Source organism: Arthrobacter sp. SO3 (assembly GCF_020532825.1).
In the GTDB taxonomy this organism is placed as follows: Bacteria; Actinomycetota; Actinomycetes; order Actinomycetales; family Micrococcaceae; genus Arthrobacter.
The window spans coordinates 1-18,767 of record NZ_MQTS01000179.1 but is presented as its reverse complement, the minus strand read 5'-3'; the positions used below and the strand labels follow the sequence as shown (position 1 = coordinate 18,767).

Annotated in this window: 24 protein-coding genes and 1 riboswitch; of the genes, 13 read left to right on the top strand and 11 right to left on the bottom strand. The window is 69.0% G+C overall.

What is annotated here, in order from left to right; genetic code table 11:
• From BJQ90_RS16730 to BJQ90_RS16710, 5 genes are all read right to left on the bottom strand, one after another.
• Positions 1 to 430 (bottom strand): aldo/keto reductase (locus tag BJQ90_RS16730; protein WP_413463706.1); only part of this gene is annotated, 430 nt, incomplete at its 3' end.
• A gap of 151 nt (positions 431 to 581) precedes the next feature.
• The gene (locus BJQ90_RS16725; protein ID WP_226761357.1) at positions 582 to 977 is read right to left on the bottom strand and encodes a DMT family transporter; all 396 of its coding nucleotides are present in this window, start codon (positions 975 to 977) and stop codon (positions 582 to 584) included.
• Positions 978 to 979: 2 nt separating this feature from the next.
• The gene (locus tag BJQ90_RS16720) at positions 980 to 1,303 is read right to left on the bottom strand and encodes a DMT family transporter (RefSeq protein WP_226761344.1); all 324 of its coding nucleotides are present in this window, start codon (positions 1,301 to 1,303) and stop codon (positions 980 to 982) included.
• Positions 1,304 to 1,312: 9 nt separating this feature from the next.
• Positions 1,313 to 1,379, bottom strand: a riboswitch (guanidine-III (ykkC-III) riboswitch).
• Between the two features lie 152 nt (positions 1,380 to 1,531).
• Positions 1,532 to 2,245, bottom strand: a complete 714-nt coding sequence (locus BJQ90_RS16715) for a cache domain-containing protein (RefSeq protein WP_226761343.1) — start codon at positions 2,243 to 2,245, stop codon at positions 1,532 to 1,534.
• Between the two features lie 12 nt (positions 2,246 to 2,257).
• The gene (locus BJQ90_RS16710; RefSeq protein WP_226761342.1) at positions 2,258 to 3,019 is read right to left on the bottom strand and encodes a FadR/GntR family transcriptional regulator; all 762 of its coding nucleotides are present in this window, start codon (positions 3,017 to 3,019) and stop codon (positions 2,258 to 2,260) included.
• A 222-nt stretch (positions 3,020 to 3,241) separates the two neighbouring features.
• Between BJQ90_RS16710 and BJQ90_RS16705 the strand changes: the two genes are divergently transcribed.
• The 4 genes from BJQ90_RS16705 (at position 3,242) to BJQ90_RS16690 (ending at position 7,395) form a co-directional block, all read left to right on the top strand.
• On the top strand, positions 3,242 to 4,315 hold the full coding sequence (locus BJQ90_RS16705) for an ABC transporter ATP-binding protein (protein WP_226761341.1): 1,074 nt from the start codon (positions 3,242 to 3,244) through the stop codon (positions 4,313 to 4,315).
• A gap of 63 nt (positions 4,316 to 4,378) precedes the next feature.
• Positions 4,379 to 5,566 (top strand): ABC transporter substrate-binding protein, encoded by a 1,188-nt coding sequence (locus tag BJQ90_RS16700; RefSeq protein WP_226761340.1) that lies wholly within the window; start codon positions 4,379 to 4,381, stop codon positions 5,564 to 5,566.
• A gap of 1 nt (position 5,567) precedes the next feature.
• A complete protein-coding gene (locus tag BJQ90_RS16695; protein WP_226761339.1) occupies positions 5,568 to 6,497 on the top strand; it encodes an ABC transporter permease in 930 nt (309 codons plus the stop codon).
• A gap of 70 nt (positions 6,498 to 6,567) precedes the next feature.
• Positions 6,568 to 7,395: an ABC transporter permease gene (locus tag BJQ90_RS16690; protein ID WP_226761338.1), complete on the top strand. Its 828-nt coding sequence runs from the start codon at positions 6,568 to 6,570 to the stop codon at positions 7,393 to 7,395.
• Here the strand turns inward: BJQ90_RS16690 and BJQ90_RS16685 are convergent.
• A complete protein-coding gene (locus BJQ90_RS16685) occupies positions 7,392 to 8,072 on the bottom strand; it encodes a HutD family protein (RefSeq protein ID WP_226761337.1) in 681 nt (226 codons plus the stop codon). The two genes, BJQ90_RS16690 and BJQ90_RS16685, sit on opposite strands and share 4 nt — an antisense overlap.
• Before the next feature lie 191 nt (positions 8,073 to 8,263).
• On the opposite strand from BJQ90_RS16685, the gene BJQ90_RS16680 reads away from it, so the two are divergent.
• The 3 genes from BJQ90_RS16680 to BJQ90_RS16670 all read left to right on the top strand — a co-directional run bounded on the left by BJQ90_RS16680 (position 8,264) and on the right by BJQ90_RS16670 (position 10,629).
• Entirely contained in the window at positions 8,264 to 8,875 is a 612-nt protein-coding gene (locus BJQ90_RS16680) for a phosphoribosylanthranilate isomerase (RefSeq protein ID WP_226761336.1), read from the top strand.
• Positions 8,876 to 8,921: 46 nt separating this feature from the next.
• Entirely contained in the window at positions 8,922 to 9,959 is a 1,038-nt protein-coding gene (locus tag BJQ90_RS16675; RefSeq protein WP_226761335.1) for an LLM class flavin-dependent oxidoreductase, read from the top strand.
• A gap of 124 nt (positions 9,960 to 10,083) precedes the next feature.
• Positions 10,084 to 10,629, top strand: a complete 546-nt coding sequence (locus BJQ90_RS16670) for a YceI family protein (protein ID WP_226761334.1) — start codon at positions 10,084 to 10,086, stop codon at positions 10,627 to 10,629.
• 57 nt (positions 10,630 to 10,686) lie between these two features.
• On the opposite strand, the gene BJQ90_RS16665 is transcribed toward BJQ90_RS16670, so the two are convergent.
• Both BJQ90_RS16665 and BJQ90_RS16660 read right to left on the bottom strand, forming a co-directional pair.
• Positions 10,687 to 11,082, bottom strand: coding sequence for a hypothetical protein (locus tag BJQ90_RS16665; RefSeq protein WP_226761333.1), 396 nt, complete (start codon positions 11,080 to 11,082; stop codon positions 10,687 to 10,689).
• 22 nt (positions 11,083 to 11,104) lie between these two features.
• Positions 11,105 to 11,263, bottom strand: a complete 159-nt coding sequence (locus BJQ90_RS16660; RefSeq protein ID WP_226761332.1) for a hypothetical protein — start codon at positions 11,261 to 11,263, stop codon at positions 11,105 to 11,107.
• 132 nt (positions 11,264 to 11,395) lie between these two features.
• Here BJQ90_RS16660 and BJQ90_RS16655 point away from each other — a divergent pair, with 132 nt between their 5' ends.
• On the top strand, positions 11,396 to 11,806 hold the full coding sequence (locus BJQ90_RS16655) for a YccF domain-containing protein (RefSeq protein ID WP_226761331.1): 411 nt from the start codon (positions 11,396 to 11,398) through the stop codon (positions 11,804 to 11,806).
• 25 nt (positions 11,807 to 11,831) lie between these two features.
• Positions 11,832 to 12,344 carry an SRPBCC family protein gene (locus BJQ90_RS16650; RefSeq protein ID WP_226761330.1) on the top strand — a complete coding sequence of 171 codons (513 nt, stop codon included), beginning with the start codon at positions 11,832 to 11,834 and terminating at the stop codon, positions 12,342 to 12,344.
• 125 nt (positions 12,345 to 12,469) lie between these two features.
• On the opposite strand, the gene BJQ90_RS16645 is transcribed toward BJQ90_RS16650, so the two are convergent.
• Entirely contained in the window at positions 12,470 to 13,339 is an 870-nt protein-coding gene (locus tag BJQ90_RS16645; protein ID WP_226761329.1) for a DUF4031 domain-containing protein, read from the bottom strand.
• 25 nt (positions 13,340 to 13,364) lie between these two features.
• Positions 13,365 to 14,582, bottom strand: a complete 1,218-nt coding sequence (locus BJQ90_RS16640) for an AI-2E family transporter (RefSeq protein ID WP_226761328.1) — start codon at positions 14,580 to 14,582, stop codon at positions 13,365 to 13,367.
• Positions 14,583 to 14,757: 175 nt separating this feature from the next.
• Here BJQ90_RS16640 and BJQ90_RS16635 point away from each other — a divergent pair, with 175 nt between their 5' ends.
• Genes BJQ90_RS16635 through BJQ90_RS16620 form a run of 4 tightly spaced genes read left to right on the top strand, consistent with a single transcriptional unit; the run spans position 14,758 to position 17,854 of the window.
• Positions 14,758 to 15,168, top strand: a complete 411-nt coding sequence (locus BJQ90_RS16635) for a TOBE domain-containing protein (protein ID WP_226761327.1) — start codon at positions 14,758 to 14,760, stop codon at positions 15,166 to 15,168.
• Complete coding sequence (modA, locus tag BJQ90_RS16630) at positions 15,165 to 15,950, top strand: molybdate ABC transporter substrate-binding protein (protein WP_226761326.1); 786 nt, start codon at positions 15,165 to 15,167, stop codon at positions 15,948 to 15,950. Before BJQ90_RS16635 ends, modA begins: the two co-directional genes overlap by 4 nt.
• Positions 15,951 to 15,956: 6 nt before the next feature.
• On the top strand, positions 15,957 to 16,808 hold the full coding sequence (locus BJQ90_RS16625) for an ABC transporter permease (protein ID WP_226761325.1): 852 nt from the start codon (positions 15,957 to 15,959) through the stop codon (positions 16,806 to 16,808).
• Entirely contained in the window at positions 16,805 to 17,854 is a 1,050-nt protein-coding gene (locus BJQ90_RS16620) for a sulfate/molybdate ABC transporter ATP-binding protein (RefSeq protein WP_226761324.1), read from the top strand. The genes BJQ90_RS16625 and BJQ90_RS16620 overlap by 4 nt, the downstream gene beginning before the upstream one ends.
• Here BJQ90_RS16620 and BJQ90_RS16615 read toward each other — a convergent pair.
• Positions 17,842 to 18,366, bottom strand: coding sequence for a carboxymuconolactone decarboxylase family protein (locus BJQ90_RS16615; protein ID WP_226761323.1), 525 nt, complete (start codon positions 18,364 to 18,366; stop codon positions 17,842 to 17,844). The two genes, BJQ90_RS16620 and BJQ90_RS16615, sit on opposite strands and share 13 nt — an antisense overlap.
• Between the last annotated feature and the right edge of the window lie 401 nt (positions 18,367 to 18,767).

The window sequence follows — 18,767 nt, the reverse complement described above, 5'->3', positions numbered from 1 at the left end:
CCAGCCCCGCCATGGCCTCCACGGTTTCCACTATCGGAACGCGGAGGTCACGGCGGTGCATGTAGTACAGGTCGATGGTGTCGGTGCCGAGGCGTTGCAGGCTGCGGTCGACGGCCTCGCGCACATACGCGGCGTCGCCCCGGATGTCCGAGTAGCCGGTGGAAGGTGTGCCCACCAGGCCGAACTTGGTGGCCAGCTGCACTTCGCCGCGGCGGTCCTTGAGGAGCTGGGCGATCAGCTCCTCATTGCTGCCTCCGCCGTAGATATCCGCCGTGTCGATGAAGCTGACTCCGGCATCCACTGCGTGGTGCAGGGTCCGCAGCGCCTCGGCCGGATCCACTTCCCCGTACACCGGGGTCAGGGCCATGCCGCCGAACCCCAGGGGGCTGACCATGAGGCCCTCGCCGAGCCGGACTTTCGCAGTGTTCATTGGGGTCTCCATTCGTTGCCGGAATTGCCGTCCCAGCCAAGAACTCCGGGTGGCGCGCGGCTATTCCGGCGTCGGCGCTGGATTCTCCCCGCCTTTGCCAGCTGCGCGGCCGGTACGACGGCGCGCCGCGGGGACACGCCGTCGTACTGACTCAAACGTGGTGAGATTCCGCGGGTTCCCGGGCGGGCAGCAGCTTCAGGCCGGCCGCGCAGCCCACAATCCCCGCGATGAACAGCAGTTTCAGCGGACTGGCTGGCTCCACGCCGGTCGCCATTGCCCAGCCGACCGTCAGGGCTGCGCCGATTCCCACCCAGACCGCGTAGGCCGTGCCGAGCGGGATGCTCTTGACGGCCAGACCCAGCCCTACCATGCTCAGGGTCGCGGTCAGCGCGAACACGAGGGTGGGCAGCGGCCGGGTGAAGCCGTCGGAGAGCCCCAGGGCGGTGGCCCAGACCGCCTCCAGCACAGCGGAGGCGAGCAGGATGAGCCAAGCCAGTGCCGGTGCCGTCGCCTGGCTGGCCGATTTCGGGATGCGGTTCGCGGCCATGGTCACGCCACCAGCTTCAGGCCGGCCACGCAGGCGACGATCCCGCCGAGCAGCAGGATCCGCGCTGCGCTGGCGGGTTCAACTTTGCTGATCATGGCGTAGGCGGACGTCAGCACCACGCCCACGCCCACCCAGACCGCGTAGGCGGTGCCGGTCGGGATGGACTGCATGGCGACCGCGAGGCCGCCGGTGCTGGCCAGCACGGAGACGAGGAAGAGGGCGGCCGGTGCAATCCGGCGGCGGCCAGTGGCCTGCGAGGTCCGGTGCAGGGCCGCGGCCCAGACGGCCTCCAGCGACCCGGAAAGTATCAGAATCAACCACGACATAACTGCTCCTGTGGCCAGTCTTGTCGCGTGCCGGGTACTGATCCGTCGTCCGGAGGCTCCTAGGGAAGGGGGCCTTGATTCCAGCCTAGCAACGCTCCTTCGGGGAGGCGAACCCCGGCCGCCGGGCCCGCGGTGCGACCGGCGCAAAACCCATTATCGAGTGCTCCATAACTGCCGTCTTGAGGGTTCATAAGGGCAGTTGTGGAGCACTCGTTGGGACGGGGCGGGTCAGATTGCCGTGCCCCCGCTCCAGATCCGGAACTTCCGTCCCACGGAATAAACGCGGCAGCCCTCCCCGGCGGCCGCGAGATCCCCGGCGGCGATGTCCGGGGCCGCCGAGGCGATGGCTCGGCCGTCGTCGTACACCAGCGTGGCCCGTTCCCCGATCCGGCGCAGGGCGGGCAAGGCGCCGCGTTCCAGCCGCTGCACGGTGACGTCCATCCCGACAATGCCGGCGACCGGGCCCTCCGAACAGCGGAAGACCGGGTGCGTGAAGGTCAGGACGTATTCGTCGGTGCACAGGAAATCCACGTACGGCCCGGTCACGTGGGCCTGCCCGGTTTCCACCGGGATCCGGAACCACTCGGATTTCACGTAGCGGCTGATGGAGGTGGGGCTGAAGTTGGCGAGGGCGTCCACATGCTCCAGCTCCTCACCATGCCACCAGGCGATGTAGCTGCGTTCCGGGCCCAGCAGCCCGGCGTTGGCCAGGAAGCCCGCGCCGGCGGCGTATCCCCCAGGCGCCCGGACCAGTTCTTCGACCACCGGCCGGATGAGCTTGTCCACGGGGCCGCCCGTGACCCTCCCGGAGAGGGCCGCCAAAGCGGTTCCCGTCTCTGCCGCCCACGCCGCGAGCCTGTCCTCGATGCCAGTGATGGAAGCGTCGATTTCCGTGACGGCAGCCAGGGCGGTGGCGTCCGCGGCGGTGGTGGTTCCAGACAAAGGGTCTCCGCCTTAGCTCGAAGGAACGGGTGGAATGGAGCGTGTGGACTGCTCGTTCAGCAGCCAGTCCGTGGTCGCCGCGATCAGGGCCTTCACCGACGCTTCGGCCGCTGCCGGCTGGTGGGACTCGACGGCGCCCGCGACCTCCGCAAGGAGCCCGGCGGCCCCCGCGCGGTAGCCGGAGTCGGCGCACGGCAGCAGCGTGAGCGCGCCCAGCTCTGTCTGCAGGCGGATCAGTTCCCGGGCCAGCCGGGCCGAACGGGCAATCGCGGCCACCTCGAGCAGGAACTCGGAGAGGGCCAGCCTCCAGTGCAGCGGATTCGCCTCCTCCGGAGGGATGAGCGAACGCAGGGTGGCCATGTCCGCGGCGTCGGAGCGCCGGGCCGCGACGCCGGCGCACGCGGCGGCAATGGCCTGGTAGTGCAGCCCCAGATCGCTGATCTGGAGCCGGGTCAGCTCCCGCAACTGCTCCAGCGCGCGTTCCGGGGAGGGAAAGACATCGTCAGCGATGAAGCTTCCGCCGCTGCGGCCCCGCACCGTGCGGATGATCCCGGAAGTCCGCAGCTGCGACAGCGCCTCCCGGGCCGTCACCGCAGAGACGCCCAGCGCTGCGGCGAGTTCCGTTTCATTGGGCAGCCGCTGGCCGCCGGTGAGCAGCCCGGTTTCCACGGCCTGTTCGATCCTGCCGCACACCTCGTCCACCAGGCCCCGGGATTTGATCGGCGTGAACACGGCCGCCAGGCTCCGGGAGGCGCCCTGTGGGGTCGGCAACATCCGGGCCTCCCTGTCAGTTTCCTGCCTCGTTCCCTGGCATCAAGGAGCGGGCGCTGGGGGCTGCCTGTGCCCGGTAGCTGCCATCCTAATCCGGGCTTTCGAGGGGGTCTATACACAAAACCTATGGAGTAATAGTATTTGGCCCAGCAGCCGGTTGTGTCCTGGGTCACACCCCACTGTGTCGCATCTAAGACGATCCGGCAACGGAGTTAGGCGCACCCGATGACCGAAACGCTCGCCGCCGGCCGACCGACGGGAACGGACGCGGTTCCGGCGATCCGGCTGCGGAAACTCACCAAGGTCTTCGGCGACACCGTCGCCGTCAACGCCGTGGACCTGGACATCCGCCAGGGCGAGTTCTTCTCCATGCTCGGTCCGTCAGGCTCCGGCAAAACCACGGTCCTGCGCCTGATCGCGGGCTTCGAATTGCCCACCTCCGGAAGCGTCGAGCTCGAGGGCAGGGACGTCACCGGACTGGCACCCTTCGAACGGGACCTCAACACCGTCTTCCAGGACTATGCCCTGTTCCCGCACATGTCCCTCGTGGACAACGTCGCCTACGGCCTGCGCGTGCGGGGGATGCCCAGGAAGGAACGCCACGAGCTGGCCCGCGAGGCACTCGATCGCGTGCAACTGGGGAAGTTCGTCGGCCGCAAACCCGCCCAGCTCTCCGGCGGCCAGCGCCAGCGCGTGGCCCTGGCCCGGGCCCTGGTGGTCCAGCCCAAGGTGCTGCTGCTGGATGAGCCACTCGGCGCCCTGGACCTGAAGCTCCGGCAGCAGATGCAGGTGGAACTGAAGGAACTGCAGCGCTCGCTCGGCATCACCTTCATCTTCGTCACCCATGACCAGGAGGAGGCACTGACCATGAGCGACCGGATCGGCGTCTTCAACAACGGGAGCCTGGAACAGATCGGCACGGCGCACGAGATCTACGAGCGCCCCGGCGGCGCGTTCGTGGCCAACTTTGTCGGCACCTCCAATATCTTCGACGCCGCCCACGCCAGGAAACTCTACGGCCGCGCGGAGCAGGTCTGCATCCGGCCGGAGCGGCTGCGCCTGTCCTGGGCCGGGGCCCCGGACCCGCGCCCCGGTGTCTCCTCCTGCCCTGGAACCGTCACTGCCCTGGTCTACGTGGGGCATGCCACCCAGGTGCGGGTGCAGCTCGACGACGGTCCCGCCGTCGTCGCGCTCGTCCCGGAGACGCTGCCCGGCGGCGACGCGGAACTGCTGGAACGGCGCGTCACCGTCAGCTGGGACGACGCCGCCGCCGTCTGGCTGCCGTCCCACGGCTCCTGAAACCTCGGTCCTGCGTTCAAGCGCGCAAAGTCCGGTTCGTCCACCCAACGAAAGGTAAGGATCATGGCATCAAGGAACAGGGCCTCCCTCGTGGTCGGGGTGGCTGCGGCGGCAGCGCTCGCATTGGCGGGCTGCGGCACCACCGGCGGGGGATCTGCCACCCCGTCGGCACAACCGGTCAAGACCGAGATCGGCGCCGGTGAAGGCCAGCTGTCCATCCTCGGGTGGCCCGGGTATGTCGAGGACGGCAGCAACGACCCCGCGGTCGACTGGGTGCATCCGTTCGAACAAGCGACCCAGTGCAAAGTCAGCTTCAAGCCGTTCGGCACCTCCGACGAGGCCGTGACGCTCATGCGCACCGGACAGTACGACGTCATCTCGGCGTCGGGGGATGCCTCGCTGCGGCTGATCGCCGGCCAGGACGTCCAGCCGGTCAACATGAGCCTGCTGAAGAACTACCCCGATATCTACCCGTTCCTGAAGGACAAAGCCTGGAACACCGTCAACGGCACGAACTACGGGATGCCCCACGGCTGGGGCGCCAACCTGCTGATGTACAGCACGGACAAGGTCACCCCGGCGCCCACCTCCTGGAGCGCGGTGTTTGACGACGCCGCCAAGAACACCGGCAAAGTCACGGCCTACGATTCGCCCATCTACATCGCCGATGCCGCCGTCTACCTGATGGCGCACAAGCCGGAACTCGGGATCAAGAACCCCTACGCGCTGGACAAGGACCAGCTCGCGGCCGCCGTCGATCTGCTCAAGCAGCAGCGCACGCACATCGGCGAGTACTGGAGCGATGTCGTGAAGGAGGTCCAGGCCTTCACTTCCGGGAGCACCGTGGTCGGCACCACCTGGCAGGTGGGGGCGAACATCGCGGTGGCCGACGGCGCCAAGGTCGCGACCCTCATTCCGCAGGAGGGTGCCACCGGCTGGTCGGACACCTGGATGATCGGGTCCAAGACCAAGAACCAAAACTGCGCCTACAAGTGGCTCGACTACATCGCCAGTCCCACGGTGAATGCCCAGGTGGCGGAGTACTTTGGCGAATCCCCGGCCAACGCCAAGGCCTGCGAGCTGACCAAAGACAAGTCGCACTGCGAGACGTACCACTCCGGTGATGCCGCCTACGCCGAAAAGATCTGGTACTGGACAACTCCAGTGGCCGAATGCCTGGACGGCCGCAAGGACGTCAAGTGCACGGATTACTCGGAGTGGACGAAGGCCTGGACCGAAATCAAGGGCTGAGATGGCGATCCCGACGCAGCACCCGGCGCCCGGGGCACCCCGGGCCGCTTCCGCGGTGCCCCGGCCCAAAGCCAACACGTTTTCGGCGCTGCTCCACCGCTCGCCGCGGCTACGGCTGGCGGGGCTGATCACCGCCCCCGCCGGCTGGCTGGTGCTCGTCTACATCGCCGCCCTGGCGGCGCTGCTGATTACCGCGTTCTGGACGGTGGACACCTTCACCGGCAAGGTGTCCACTGTCTGGACGGCCGACAACCTGGTGACGGTCCTGACCGATCCGGTCTACCAGCGGATCACCCTGCGGACGCTGTGGATCGCGGTAGCGGTGACCGTGATCGACCTGATCCTTGCGCTGCCAATGGCGTTCTTCATCGCCAAGGTCGCCAGCGCCCGCTGGCAGAAGCTGCTGGTGGTGGCGGTGCTGATGCCGCTGTGGGCGAGCTACCTGGTCAAGGCCTACGCATGGCGGAACGTGCTCGCCGACGGCGGGCTGCTGGAGTGGCTGGGGGCGCCGATCGGGCTGCAGTCCCCGGGCTACGGCGAAACGGCAGTGATCCTGACGCTGTCCTACATCTGGCTGCCGTTCATGATCCTGCCGATCTACGCCGGGTTCGACCGGGTACCCGATTCACTGCTGGAGGCCTCCGGGGACCTGGGCGCGAAACCGCTGACCACCGTTCGGCTGGTGATGCTCCCGTTGCTGGTCCCTTCCATCATCGCCGGGACCATCTTCACGTTTTCGCTCTCGCTGGGGGACTACATCACGGCCCAGATCGTGGGTGGCACCACCCAGATGCTCGGCACCGTGGTCTACGCAAACGTTGGAGCCGCGAACAACCTGCCGTTCGCCGCAGCGGTCTCGCTGGTGCCGATCGCGATCATCACGCTCTATCTCTTCATCGTCCGGCGCACCGGCGCACTGGACAGCCTGTGAACGCCGCCCAGTCCGGGGACGCCGGACTGCCAGTGGACACCGGCCCGTCCGTGCGGCCGGCAGGAGCACCATGAGACTTTCCCGAAGCGCCAAAGTCATCCTCGGCGTCGTCACCGTGCTGGTGTTCCTCTTTATCTACGTGCCGCTGCTGCTGGTGGTGGTGAACTCCTTCAACGCGGACCGGACCTTTGGCTGGCCGCCGCGGGGGCTGACCCTGGAATGGTGGGTGCGGGCCTTCGATTCCGCCGGCGTCCGCGGGGCCCTGGTGTCCTCGCTCTGGGTGGCGGCGGTCTCGACCATCATTTCGCTGGTGCTGGGGACGCTGCTGGCGCTGGCCCTGTTGCGCTACAAATTCTTCGGCCGGGACGTCATCAGCCTGCTCGTGATCCTGCCGATCGCGCTGCCAGGAATCGTGACCGGCATCGCCTTGAACAACATGTTCACCACCATCCTCGGCGTCTCGCTGAGCCTGTGGACCGTCGTCATCGCGCACGCCACCTTCTGCATGGTGACGGTGTTCAACAACGTCATTGCGCGGCTGCGCCGGATGAGCGGCGGGCTGGAGGAGGCGTCCGCCGATCTGGGCGCCGGCGTGTTCACCACGTTCCGACTGGTCACTTTCCCGCAGCTCCGCTCCGCCCTGCTGGCCGGCGGGCTGCTGGCGTTCGCCCTGAGCTTCGATGAGATCATCGTGACCACGTTCACCATCGGCGCCGGTGACACCACCCTGCCGATCTGGATCCTGCAGAACCTCTTCCGGCCCAATCAGGCGCCCGTGGTTAATGTGGTGGCTGTTGTCCTGATTGTGGTCTCGATTGTGCCGATCTGGCTCGCGCAGCGGCTCTCGGAGGACTCGGTGGGGATCGGTGCTGCGCGTGTGAAGGCGAAGGAAGGCTAGTCCGCGACGCGGTCGATCGATACGACCGCCAGGAAGCCGCGGCCCAGGATTTCCGGCGTGGCACTGTCGGAACCGACGACGGCGTCATAGCGGTCCAGCGTCCTTGGCCCGGCGGCGACCGCGCCGGCCGCGTTGGCCGGCGTGTTTTCGGCTGCTGGACCGGCCGGCGTGCCCGGCTCGTCGCCGGCGGTGCCGGGGCTGACGGTGGCCTGGCCCTGAAGCAGGATCCCCAACTGGCCCTCGAACAGCGGGTGCGCCCGCTTCTTCGAGAGTTCAATGATGGAGGTGTAGCCCTTGAAGGCGCCGTTGCGGGTGATGACGTTCAGGTCGCGGATGTCTCCCGTGGGCAATGCCCCGGCCGCAGCGGCGTCGCCGGAGAACCGGAACGGGCGGTACTTTTCGAGCGGGTGCTCGGCTCCGTCGACGCTCAGCAGCAGCAGTTCGCCCTCGACCACGGTGAGCACCCGGTCCATACCGGGGAATGCCGAGAAGTCGCCCGCCTTGGATAACTCGGCGATACTCACCCGCCAGTCCCAGCCGCCCGCCGAACCGGTGTTGCCCTGACCGGTTCTGCCCTGCGGGGCGGTGGCCGCCGGCTGGCTGGCCAGTTCGCGGGTCACCCCGCCGCCGTTGCGCCAGGGTTGGGCTTTGAGCTCGGCATAGCGGATGATCTCCATCCCTCCACCCTATCCGCCGGCCGGGACCGTAGCCGCGGGGCCGTGCCGCCGCCAATGGCGCCGAGGTCCGACTTCGCGCCCATGTTCCGGACGAACATGGGCGCCGAATCTCACCTCGGGGGCGGGTGCGGCGCCGGCTTGGCACGGACCTTGCTAACGTCAGAGCCAGGAAACACTGCAGAAGGAGCCGAATGTTCGTCAAGGTATGCGGCCTGAGCACCCCGGAGTCAGTCCGGACCGCGGCAGAGTCGGGGGCGGACGCCGTCGGCTTCGTCCTTACCCGCAGCCCCCGCGAAGTGACCCCCGGGCAGGCCCGGGACCTCCTGGCCCACGTTCCGGCGGGGCTCCCCGCCGTCGGCGTCTTCCGGCACGAGGCCGCGGCAGCCGCCGTCGCGCTGGCCCGCGAGGCCGGACTGGGCTGGGTCCAGCTCCACGGTGACCGGGGCCCGGTAGATGTGCGCACCGTGCACGACGCCGGACTCAAGCTCATCCGGGCCGTCACCATGTCCGCCGCGCCCGAGGCGTTCGCGGACTGGGGCGAGGAACTGCTCCTGATCGACGCCGCCGTGCCCGGCTCGGGCGAGGCCTGGGACTACGCCTCGGTCCGTGCCCGGGGGCTGGCCGGGCGCCACTGGCTGCTCGCCGGCGGGCTCGATCCCGGCAACGTCGCCGCCGCCGCTTCGCAGGCGGGCGCCTGGGGTGTGGACGTCTCCTCCGGCGTCGAATCCTCCCGCGGAGTGAAGGACCTGGCTAAAATCCGGAATTTCGTGACGGCGGCCAAATCCCCGGCCGCGAAGCCCTGACCACGGCTGCCGGAATGCCGCCGGACCGCACCGTGTTGCCCCTGACATGAAGCGCATCGGATTTTTGTCCTTTGGACACTGGGGCCCGGGCGAGGGCTCCCGCACGCGGACAGCCCGCGATGCCCTGCTGCAGGGCATTGATCTGGCCGTCGCCGCCGAGGAGCTGGGCGTGGACGGCGCGTACTTCCGGGTGCACCACTTCGCCCGTCAGCAGGCCTCCCCGTTCCCCCTGCTGGCCGCCGTCGCCGCCCGGACCAGCCGGATCGAAATGGGAACCGGCGTGATCGACATGCGCTATGAGAACCCGCTGTACATGGCCGAGGAGGCCGCCGCGACGGACCTCATCAGCGGCGGGAGGCTACAGCTGGGGATCAGCCGCGGCTCACCCGAACCCGCCCGCGACGGCGCCGCGGCTTTCGGCCATGTGCCGGCCGCCGGGGAGACCGACGCGGACATGGCCCGGCGGCACACCGCGGTGTTCCGCCGGGCCATCTCGGGGGCCGGGATGGCGGAAGCCGAGCCGCGCTACGCGGGCGGCGGATCAGGGCTGCTGCCTGTGCAGCCGCATTCGGCGGGTCTCGGCGAGCGGATCTGGTGGGGCGCCGGCTCGCGCGCCACCGCGGTCTGGACCGCGGAACAAGGCATGAACCTGATGAGCTCCACACTGCTCACCGAGGACACTGGTGTGCCCTTCGACCAGCTTCAGGCCGAGCAGATCAGCATGTTCCGCCAGGCCTGGGCCGACGCCGGCCATCAGCACGAGCCGCGTGTCTCGGTCAGCCGCAGCATCCTGCCGATCGTGGACGATGAGGACCGGAGGTTCTTCGGCCTCAGCGCCCTGCGGGAGAAGCGCGACCAGGTCGGGGTGATCGACGGGCTGGTGGCCCGGTTCGGCCGGAGCTACGTCGGCGAGCCTGACGCCATCGCCGGGGAACTGGCTGCCGACGCCGCCGTGCAGGCTGCCGACACCCTGCTGCTCACCGTCCCTAACCAGCTCGGCGTGGATTTCAACGCCAAACTGCTCGGCACCGTGGTCCGGCACATCGCGCCGGCGATCGGCTGGACACCGAGGCCGCGGCCGTAACCTTGCCGGCCAGGGTTCGGCAAAGCCCTAGCCGCGCCGCGGCGCCGTGGCTAGCATGGCTCCTTGGGGGACTACCCCGATGACGTGGCGGGGCTGGCCCGCCGCCCGCGTAAAGGAGACAGTAGTGACACTGCCCGAAGGTTTGACCCCCGGCGTCTGGACGCTGGACATGTCCCACAGCGAAGTCGGCTTCAGCGTCCGCCACGCCGGCATCAGCAAGGTCCGCGGCCGCTTCAACGAGGCTGCGGCGGAGGCCCGTGTCGGCGATTCCCTCGCCGACTCCAGCCTGCATGCCAGCATCAAGACCGCCAGTTTTGACTCCGGCGATGCCAACCGCGACGCCCACGTCCGCGGCGCCGACTTCTTCGACGTCGAAAAGTACCCGGAGATGACCTTCCGCGCCACGGGAATCAAGGGCGATGGCGAGGACTATGTGCTGACCGGCGACCTCACGATCCGCGACGTCACCAAGCCGGTGGATCTGGAAGTCGAGTTCACCGGCATCGCGGTGGACCCGTTCGGTGCCACCCGCGCCGGGTTCAGCGCGGAGACGGACATCAGCCGCAAGGAATTCGGTCTGACCTGGAACGCCGCGCTCGAAGCCGGCGGGCTGCTGGTCAGCGACAAGGTCAAGATCAGTGTCGAGGCAGCCCTGGTCAAGCAGGCCTAAACGTCCCGGCGCCTGGAAGACCGGCGCCTGGAAGACCGGCGCCTGGAAGACCGGCGCCTAAAAGAGCAGCAGGACGAAGCCGCCGACCGTGGACAGGATCCCCACCCCGGTGAGGATCCAGCCCAGTATCCAGGCCGCATTCTCGTGCTTTGGCGGCGTGAGTCCCCAGCGGGACGGATGGCACACGTCGTAGAAGAGGTCAACGTCGGCCCCGACCACCAGACCCTGCGAGTCGGCCGCCGGCAGCAGGGAACGGTGGTCGGCGTCGTGGTGGTCCGTCCAGCTGTACCCCGTGAACCCGCCGGCGCTGATCACTTTGCCGGTGGTGCCGGCCCACAGGCATTGGCGCCGCCGCGAAATCCAGCCCCACCCCAGCAGCGGCAGGCCCAGGACAAAACCTACCCACGTCATGACTTCGAGAATGGGGCCCAGAAGATCCCCGATGCTTGTCATCTGTGCGTCCCGGGCCGCGGCGTTAGCGCGTGACGCGTGAGCGGCGCAGGAAGAAGACGATGCCGGCGCCCGCGAGGGCCAGGAGGCCCACGTAGAGCAGGAGCTGCGCAGCCTTCACAGCAACGCCGACGGCCAGCAGGACGAGGGCGAGAATCATCGCAAGCTTCAGGAGTGCAGGCATGGTCCAAGTATTATGCCCTTCCGTGCGTTCGCAAAGCTGCCCGCCCTCCGCCCGCGTCACCGGAGGTATTTCAGCAAATGATCAGGGTGAACCCCTAGCCCGCATCGGCGTCCGGCGGGGGAGAATGGTGCCATGAAGACATTGCTGAATATCATCTGGCTGCTTTTTGGCGGACTCTGGCTCGCGCTCGGTTACTTCATGGCCGGGATCATCTGCTGTCTGCTGATCGTCACCATCCCGTGGGGCCTCGCATCGTTCCGGATCGCGAATTATGCGCTCTGGCCCTTCGGGCGCACCGTTGTGGACCGCCCGGGCGGCACCGGGGTTTTCTCCCTGCTGGGCAACGTCATCTGGCTGCTCGTCGCCGGCATCTGGATCGCGATTGGTCACGTGATCACCGCTTTCGCCATGGCCATCACCATCATTGGCATCCCGCTGGCCATTGCCAACCTCAAGCTCATTCCGGTCTCGCTCATGCCGCTGGGCAAACAGATCGTCCCGAGTGACAAGCCGTTTGCGACCTACAGCAAGGCCTACCGCTAGCCCGTTCTTGAGGAGGAGTACCGCAATGTCCGAGCCTGCAACAGTTGTTCCGGCAACGTCCGGCCAGGGTGGGGCGCCCACTCCGCCCGAAGACCTCATGCTGGTCATCACCCGCGAATTCCAGGCCCGCATCGCGCGGGTGTGGTCGGCCCTGACGGACCCGGACCAGGCCGTGGAGTGGTGGGGGCCGCGAGGCTTCCACACCCCCCGCGAGAGTATCGACGCGGACCTGGAGATCGGCGGCCTCTACCGGGCCTGCATGGTCCAGGACAGCACCGGGGTGGAGCGCTGGTGGAGCGGGGTCCACACGGACATCGAACCGCCCAGCCTCTTCGTTTTCACCCATGCCTGGGACAAGCCCGACGGCACCCGGGGCTTCGAGACCGAGGTGAGCTTCCAGCTGGACGAGGTCGACGGCGGCACCCGGATGACGTTCAGCCAGGGCCCCTTCGACACGATCGAAAACCGCGACGGCAACGGCGTCGGCTGGCGCGAGTCCTTCGACCGCCTGGCCGAACACCTCCGCCGCAGCCCCTGAGCCACCAGCATCCCCAAGCAACGCGGGGTCACGTAGCGCCCATCCCGAGGGCATTTATGGGCGCTACGTGACCCCGCGTTGATTTCGAGTGACGGACCGGACGCCGCCTCCGTGCTGGGCGCCGCTCACCTGAGCTCGCGCTGCAAGTTCCGCCGCGCGGCGTCCAGCCACAGCTCCCGGCCCCGCGGGGTGTGGAAGAACGGATCCAACTGCAGGAGCTGGCGGACGACGGCGGCGCGTCCGGCGGCGAAGTCGTCGTCGCCGATGTGCGCAAAGTCTTGCCGGACGGCGGCCAGGTAGCGGGCATAGGCGGCCGGTTCCCCGCCCAGAACGGAGAGGTCGGCGTCGCTGAGCAGGGCGGCGGCCTCGTCCCCCGCCTCCGGCTGGTGGTCTGCCGTCATCCGCACCAGGCGGGCCACCTCGTCCACCTCGGACGCGGGAAGGCCCGCGTGCGCCAGCCGGTCCTCGGCGAGCCGGGCCGACTCCTCCTCGTCCTGCCCCGCGATGCCGCGGTACACGGCGTCGTGGAACCAGGCGGCGAGCAGCACGGTGCGCGGCGGCTCGGCGGGGCCGGTGAGGAGGTCCAGCGCCTCCAGGACCGCCAGCAGGTGCGTGCGGCCGTGGTATTTCCGGTGCTCCTCGCCCCAGCGGTCCAGCAGGTCCAGGAACAGTGCGTCGTGGCCCGGGAGGGTGTCATTCCAGCGTGTGAGCAGCGGGAGCTTCAGTGAGCCGCTGCGCCGCCGGGCGGGGATCCGCAGGCCGCTGGCGATCAGCTTGCGTACCAGGATCCGCCCCTCCACCGGGACGGCCCCGGCCGCCACGAGGGCGCTGTGCCGGGCCTCGGCGACGTCGTAATGGTCGCCGTCGAACGCCCGTTCCGGGATGCCAGCCGCCGCGGCGAAGGTGTGCAGTTCCTCCAGCGAAGTGTCCGAGATCAGGTGCGAGAAGTGCGTTCCGTGCGCCGGCCAGAGCGGAGGATCAAGATAGATGGCCATGGAGGAAGTCTAATCCGGCCGGGGATCAGCCCCGGCTGGCATCACCGGAGACGGTGTTGGACTGATCCTCGGTCCGCGCCTCCTCCTGGGTCCGGGTCCGGGTCCGGGTGCGGTGCGGCTTGGAACGCACGCCATGTCCCTGCTCGTTCAGCCGGGTTTCCTGCTCGGCCTCGGCGATGGCCGCCGGAGTGATGGTGCCCGCGGCGTTCCAGGCCTTGACCGCTGCCCAGGCCACGGCCACGAGGGGAACGGCAAGGATCGCGCCGATGATGCCGGCGAGGATGGTGCCGGCGGTGAGGGCCAGCAGGATGACGAGGGCGTGCACGTTGAGCGCCTGGCCCATCACGACGGGCTGCAGGAAGTTGCCCTCCAGCTGGTTGACGACGATGACAACGATGATGACGATCAGGGCCGCGAGCGGTCCGTTGGCGACCAGCGCGACGAGCGCGGCGAGGATGCCGGCCAGGGTGGCGCCGATCAGCGGGATGAAGGCTCCGATGAAGGTCAGCGCGGCGAGCGGCAGGGCCAGCGGGACGCCCATGATCACCAGCGCGAGGCCGATGAAGAACGAATCGACCAGCGCCACGATGGAGGTTCCGCGCACGTAGCCGCCGAGCACGCTGAGGCTTCGCTCCCCGGCGCGGCGTGCCTTCACGAGTTTTGCGCCCTTGAACGCCCGCAGCGCGAAGGCCCAGATCCTCTCGCCGTCCTTGAGGAAGAAGAACAGGATCACCGCCATGAGCAGGGCTCCGGTGATGAAGTTTCCGGCCGCGCTGAGGCCGGAGATGGCGCCCGCACCGACGGTGCTGCTGGTGGCGAAGTCGACGACGGCGACGCGCGCCTGCTGGATCTGCTGGTCATCAACCGGGATGGGGCCCGTCCGGATGAAGTCATAGACCCGGTCGAAGCCCTCCGTGGCCTTGCTGGAGAGTTCGTCGGCCTGGCTCATCACGGCGAAGACGATCCCGGTGATCACGGCCCCGAACGCGAGTAGCAGCGCCAGGAACGAGAAGGTCGTGGCGGCCGTGCCGGGCCAGCCGCGGCGGCGCAGCCAGTGCACGAAAGGTGCGATCGCGGCGGCCAGGATCAGGGCCAGCAGCGCGGGAATCACCACGAGCCGCACCTGGATCAGGGCATAGACCACCACCACTGAGAGGACCAGCAGCAGAAGGACCTGCGCGGTCCTGATGCTGGCGCGGCCCAGGCTGTCGCTCCAGGGGGGTGTCGTTTCCGGACTGGCCATGCTGTTTTGTCTCCCGCTGTCGGATGGTCATGTTACTTACCAACCGTCTCACAGCCGGAGGGGCGGGCCCCGCGGGACCGGCCGCCGGCTAGGGACCGACCCGGGTGGACACCATATTCCGAATCTGCGGACTCAGCGGAGGCCAAATACCGCAAATGCGGGTTAGAGTGTCCCTGTGCCTAATATTCGCGTTTCCGAGGCGGCCCGGCTGCTGGGTGTCAGCGATGACACCATCCGGCGCTGGACCGAGAACGGAAGCCTGACCCCGCTCAGGGACGACGCCGGGCGGCTCGCCGTGGACGGGCTGGAACTCGCGCGGCTCGCCCGGGAGCAGGCCCAGCTCCCGGATGACCCGGCCAAGGCGGGGAGCTCGGCCCGCAACCGCTTCGTGGGCCTCGTCACCGCCATCACCGCCGACACCGTGATGGCGCAGGTGGAACTGCAGTGCGGGCCGTTCCGGGTGGTGTCGCTGATGAGCAGCGAGGCGGTGCGGGAACTCGGCCTGGAACTCGGTTCGGTTGCGACTGCCGTCGTCAAAGCCACCACGGTGATCATCGAAACCCCCAAAGGCAAGGGCGTCATATGAGGGCCGTCCTGAGGGCGGGTGCACTGCTGGCTGCCGGAACGCTGACCGCGGCGCTCGCCGCCTGCGGCCCGGTCTCCGGCGGTGGCGCGGCCTCCGGAGACTCCGGGGCCAAGTCCGTCACCGTCTTCGCCGCAGCCTCCCTCAAGGCCCCCTTCACCGCGCTCGCCGAGCAGTTCGAGGCCACGCACCCGGGAACCACCGTGACCCTCAGCTTCGCGGGCTCCTCCGACCTCGCCACCCAGATCACCCAGGGCGCACCGGCGGACGTGTTTGCCTCGGCCGACATAAAGAACATGGCCAAGGTCTCCGGCGCCGCGTTGGTGGAGGGTTCGCCCCGGGACTTCGCCAGCAACGTGCTGACCATCGCCGTCCCGCCCGGCAACCCCGCGGCCATCGCCTCCTTTGCGGACCTGGCCCGGCCAGGCGTCAAGACCGTCGTCTGCGCGGCGCAGGTTCCGTGCGGCGCGGCCGCAAAGACGGTCGAGACGGAAACCGGCACCACGCTGACGCCGGTCAGTGAGGAATCATCCGTGACCGACGTCCTGGGCAAGGTGATCTCGGGCGAGGCCGACGCCGGGCTGGTCTATGTCACGGACGTCAAGACCGCCGGGGCCAAGGTGAGGGAAGTCCCCTTCGCCGAGTCCGCCAAGGCTGTCAACACCTATCCGATCGCCGCGCTGCGGCGCAGCAGGAACAAGGACCTTGCGGCCGCCTTCATCGCGGCGGTCACGGGACCCGAAGGCCGGCAGCTCCTCCGCGGTGCCGGCTTCGGCGCCCCCTAGGACCGCATGAATCGCCGGAGAGACAGTGCGTACAGCGGGATTCCTCGGTGGGTGCTGGCCATTGCCGCCGTCGGGGCGCTGTTTGTGCTGCTCCCGCTCGCGGCCATGGTTGTCAGGGTCAACTGGCCGCAGTTCATCCCGCTGGTCACGTCCGAAGCGTCCCTGACGGCACTTAGCCTGAGCCTCCGCACCGCCGCCGCGAGCACGGTGTTGTGCGTGCTTTTCGGGGTGCCGCTGGCGCTGGTGCTGGCCCGCGGCGACTTCCCGGGCCAGCGGCTGCTGCGGTCCTTCGTCCTGCTGCCGCTCGTACTGCCCCCGGTCGTGGGCGGCATCGCGCTGCTCTACGCCTTCGGCCGCCAGGGCCTGCTGGGCCGGGGCCTGGAAGTCGCGGGCATCCAGATCGCGTTCTCGACGACGGCGGTGGTGCTCGCCCAGACCTTCGTGGCCTTGCCGTTCCTCGTGGTCAGCCTCGAAGGCGCCCTCCGGTCGGCCGGAGGCCGGTACGAGGCCGTCGCCGCAACCCTCGGCGCGCGCCCCACCACCGTGCTGCGCCGCGTCACCCTGCCCCTGGTCCTGCCGGGACTCGCGTCCGGGGCCGTGCTCTCCTTCGCGAGGAGCCTGGGCGAATTCGGCGCCACGCTGACCTTCGCCGGAAGCCTGCCGGGCGTCACCCGCACGCTGCCGCTGGAAATCTACCTGCAGCGCGAGACCGACGCCGACGCGGCCGTCGCCCTGTCCCTGCTGCTGGTCGTGGTGGCGGTCATCGTCGTCGGGCTCTCCTACCGGGGTCCCGCGCCGGCCGGCTCCGGCTCCGGCAGCGCCCGCAGCCCCGGCAGTTCCGGGCGGCTTTCGCCATGACGTTTACATTCGACGCCGCCCTTGCCGCCCGCCGCTTCGAGGTCTCCCTGAGCCTGGCGCCCGGTGAGACAGTCGCCGTGCTCGGGCCGAACGGGGCCGGGAAATCCACGCTACTCGCCGTGATTGCCGGGCTGCTCCGCCCGGACACCGGCCGGGCCGAAGTGAACGGCCGGGTCCTGTTCGAGCTCGGCGCGGGCGTGCACACCTGGACCGCGCCGCACCGCCGCGGGACCGCCCTGCTGGCCCAGGATCCGCTGCTCTTCCCGCACCTGAGCGCCCTCGAAAACGTCGCCTTCGGACCCCGCAGCGGGGGAGTGCCCAAACGGCAGGCCCGCGAGACCGCCCGGCACTGGCTGGCCGAGGTCGACGCCGCCGACCTCGCCGCCCGGCGGCCCGGGGAACTGTCCGGCGGTCAGGCGCAGCGCGTTGCGGCCGCCCGTGCCCTGGCCGTCAACCCGGAGGTCCTGCTGCTCGATGAGCCGCTGTCCGCGCTGGACATCCACGCGGCTCCGCTGCTGCGCCGGCTGCTCAAGCGGGTGCTCGCCGGGCGGCGCGCCATCATCGTCACCCACGACGTCCTGGATGCCTACATGCTCGCGGACCGGGTGATCGTGATGGAGGACGGCCGGATCACCGAGGACGGGCCCACCCGCGACGTCCTCCGGCGGCCGCGCAGCCGTTTCGCCGCCGGACTGGCCGGACTGAACCTGGTGCCGGGGACCGTGACGCCCGCCGGGATCCGGTCCGCCGAGGGCCTTGAGTTCGCAGGCCAGCACGACGCCCCGCTCGTCGCCGGGCAGGCAGGCGTGGCGGCGTTCCCGCCGTCGGCCGTGTCGGTGTTCCTGAGCGAGGCGCACGGCAGCCCGCGGAATTCGTTCCGCGTCACGGTCACGGACCTGGAGCCGCACGGGGACCAGATCCGGGTCCGCGCCGGCGAGCTGTCCGCGGACGTGACCCCTGCTGCCTCCGCGGACCTCGGGCTTGCTCCGGGCCTCGCGGTCTATTTTGTGGTCAAGGCTGCCGCGGTGTCGATCTACCCGGCCTGACGGCGGCCGGAGGTGCCCGGCTCCCCGCGGTCCTTCCGGATCGGGTGCTGGCTCACGATCGACACCCGGTTGAAGGCGTTCATGGCGATGACCAGCCAGCTGATGGCGGAGAATTCCCCATCCGTGAGGTGTCTCCTGGCAGCGGCGCCCTCGTGCTCGCGGGCGCGGGCGTCCGAGATGTTGGTGATGGCCTCGGCGAGGGTGAGGGCGGCACGCTCCTTCTCGGTGAAGAGCTCCGTGTCCCGCCAGGCCGGGAGGACGGCAAGTCGCTGGGCCGATTCGCCGTTCTTCACGGCGTCGCCCACGTGCAGGTCCAGGCAGTACGCGCACCCGTTGATCTGGGAGATGCGGACATTCAGCAGCTCAATCAGCGTCCGGTCCAGGCCGGCCTCGTCGGCGGCCTCCTTGGCTTTCAGGCCGAGGCCGTTGAGTGCCCGCCAGGCGGCGGGGTGCTCCTTGTCCAGAAAAACGGAACCAGTGGTGTGGTGCTGCGCTGCCGCTGTCTCATCCATGCTCAAAAGAGTACCCACGGGAAACCTCAAAAAGGTACGTGACAAAGTTGTCACGTGTGTGACAAGATGCATGAACAGCGAAATTCCCTGCAGGAGCGACCCCCCGGCCGCTCCAGGAGCTGGTCCGCCGACATCGGACCGGCACCCATCATTCGACGGTCGGCTCCTTGGGGGAGCCGACCGTCGAAATGGTTTAACGGCACACGCACGGCCCTCGGGCCCGCCCCGGCGCCGCCCGCGGGACATGCCCACCTTTCGCGCCGCCCCGGCGCGGGACATGCCCAGTCCCGCGCCTGAGCGATGGACATATTGGCGTTACGTCCACTGGCCCGCGCGCCCGGAGGGCATGTCCACTCCTGGAGCCGGCGCCGCGGGGGACATGTCCGTTCCTCCGGTTCTAT

Bases quoted from the DNA above. Each gene is read 5' to 3' on its own strand.
- BJQ90_RS16710 (WP_226761342.1), bottom strand. From the start codon at position 3,019: ATGTTGCCGACCCCACAGGGCGCCTCCCGGAGCCTGGCGGCCGTGTTC.
- BJQ90_RS16650 (WP_226761330.1), top strand. From the start codon at position 11,832: ATGTCCGAGCCTGCAACAGTTGTTCCGGCAACGTCCGGCCAGGGTGGG.
- BJQ90_RS16690 (WP_226761338.1), top strand. From the start codon at position 6,568: ATGAGACTTTCCCGAAGCGCCAAAGTCATCCTCGGCGTCGTCACCGTG.
- BJQ90_RS16685 (WP_226761337.1), bottom strand. From the start codon at position 8,072: ATGGAGATCATCCGCTATGCCGAGCTCAAAGCCCAACCCTGGCGCAAC.
- BJQ90_RS16665 (WP_226761333.1), bottom strand. From the start codon at position 11,082: ATGACAAGCATCGGGGATCTTCTGGGCCCCATTCTCGAAGTCATGACG.
- BJQ90_RS16700 (WP_226761340.1), top strand. From the start codon at position 4,379: ATGGCATCAAGGAACAGGGCCTCCCTCGTGGTCGGGGTGGCTGCGGCG.
- BJQ90_RS16645 (WP_226761329.1), bottom strand. From the start codon at position 13,339: ATGGCCATCTATCTTGATCCTCCGCTCTGGCCGGCGCACGGAACGCAC.
- BJQ90_RS16720 (WP_226761344.1), bottom strand. From the start codon at position 1,303: ATGTCGTGGTTGATTCTGATACTTTCCGGGTCGCTGGAGGCCGTCTGG.
- BJQ90_RS16725 (WP_226761357.1), bottom strand. From the start codon at position 977: ATGGCCGCGAACCGCATCCCGAAATCGGCCAGCCAGGCGACGGCACCG.
- BJQ90_RS16675 (WP_226761335.1), top strand. From the start codon at position 8,922: ATGAAGCGCATCGGATTTTTGTCCTTTGGACACTGGGGCCCGGGCGAG.
- BJQ90_RS16655 (WP_226761331.1), top strand. From the start codon at position 11,396: ATGAAGACATTGCTGAATATCATCTGGCTGCTTTTTGGCGGACTCTGG.
- BJQ90_RS16640 (WP_226761328.1), bottom strand. From the start codon at position 14,582: ATGGCCAGTCCGGAAACGACACCCCCCTGGAGCGACAGCCTGGGCCGC.
- BJQ90_RS16615 (WP_226761323.1), bottom strand. From the start codon at position 18,366: ATGGATGAGACAGCGGCAGCGCAGCACCACACCACTGGTTCCGTTTTT.
- BJQ90_RS16705 (WP_226761341.1), top strand. From the start codon at position 3,242: ATGACCGAAACGCTCGCCGCCGGCCGACCGACGGGAACGGACGCGGTT.
- modA (WP_226761326.1), top strand. From the start codon at position 15,165: ATGAGGGCCGTCCTGAGGGCGGGTGCACTGCTGGCTGCCGGAACGCTG.
- BJQ90_RS16695 (WP_226761339.1), top strand. From the start codon at position 5,568: ATGGCGATCCCGACGCAGCACCCGGCGCCCGGGGCACCCCGGGCCGCT.
- BJQ90_RS16660 (WP_226761332.1), bottom strand. From the start codon at position 11,263: ATGCCTGCACTCCTGAAGCTTGCGATGATTCTCGCCCTCGTCCTGCTG.
- BJQ90_RS16680 (WP_226761336.1), top strand. From the start codon at position 8,264: ATGTTCGTCAAGGTATGCGGCCTGAGCACCCCGGAGTCAGTCCGGACC.
- BJQ90_RS16620 (WP_226761324.1), top strand. From the start codon at position 16,805: ATGACGTTTACATTCGACGCCGCCCTTGCCGCCCGCCGCTTCGAGGTC.
- BJQ90_RS16625 (WP_226761325.1), top strand. From the start codon at position 15,957: ATGAATCGCCGGAGAGACAGTGCGTACAGCGGGATTCCTCGGTGGGTG.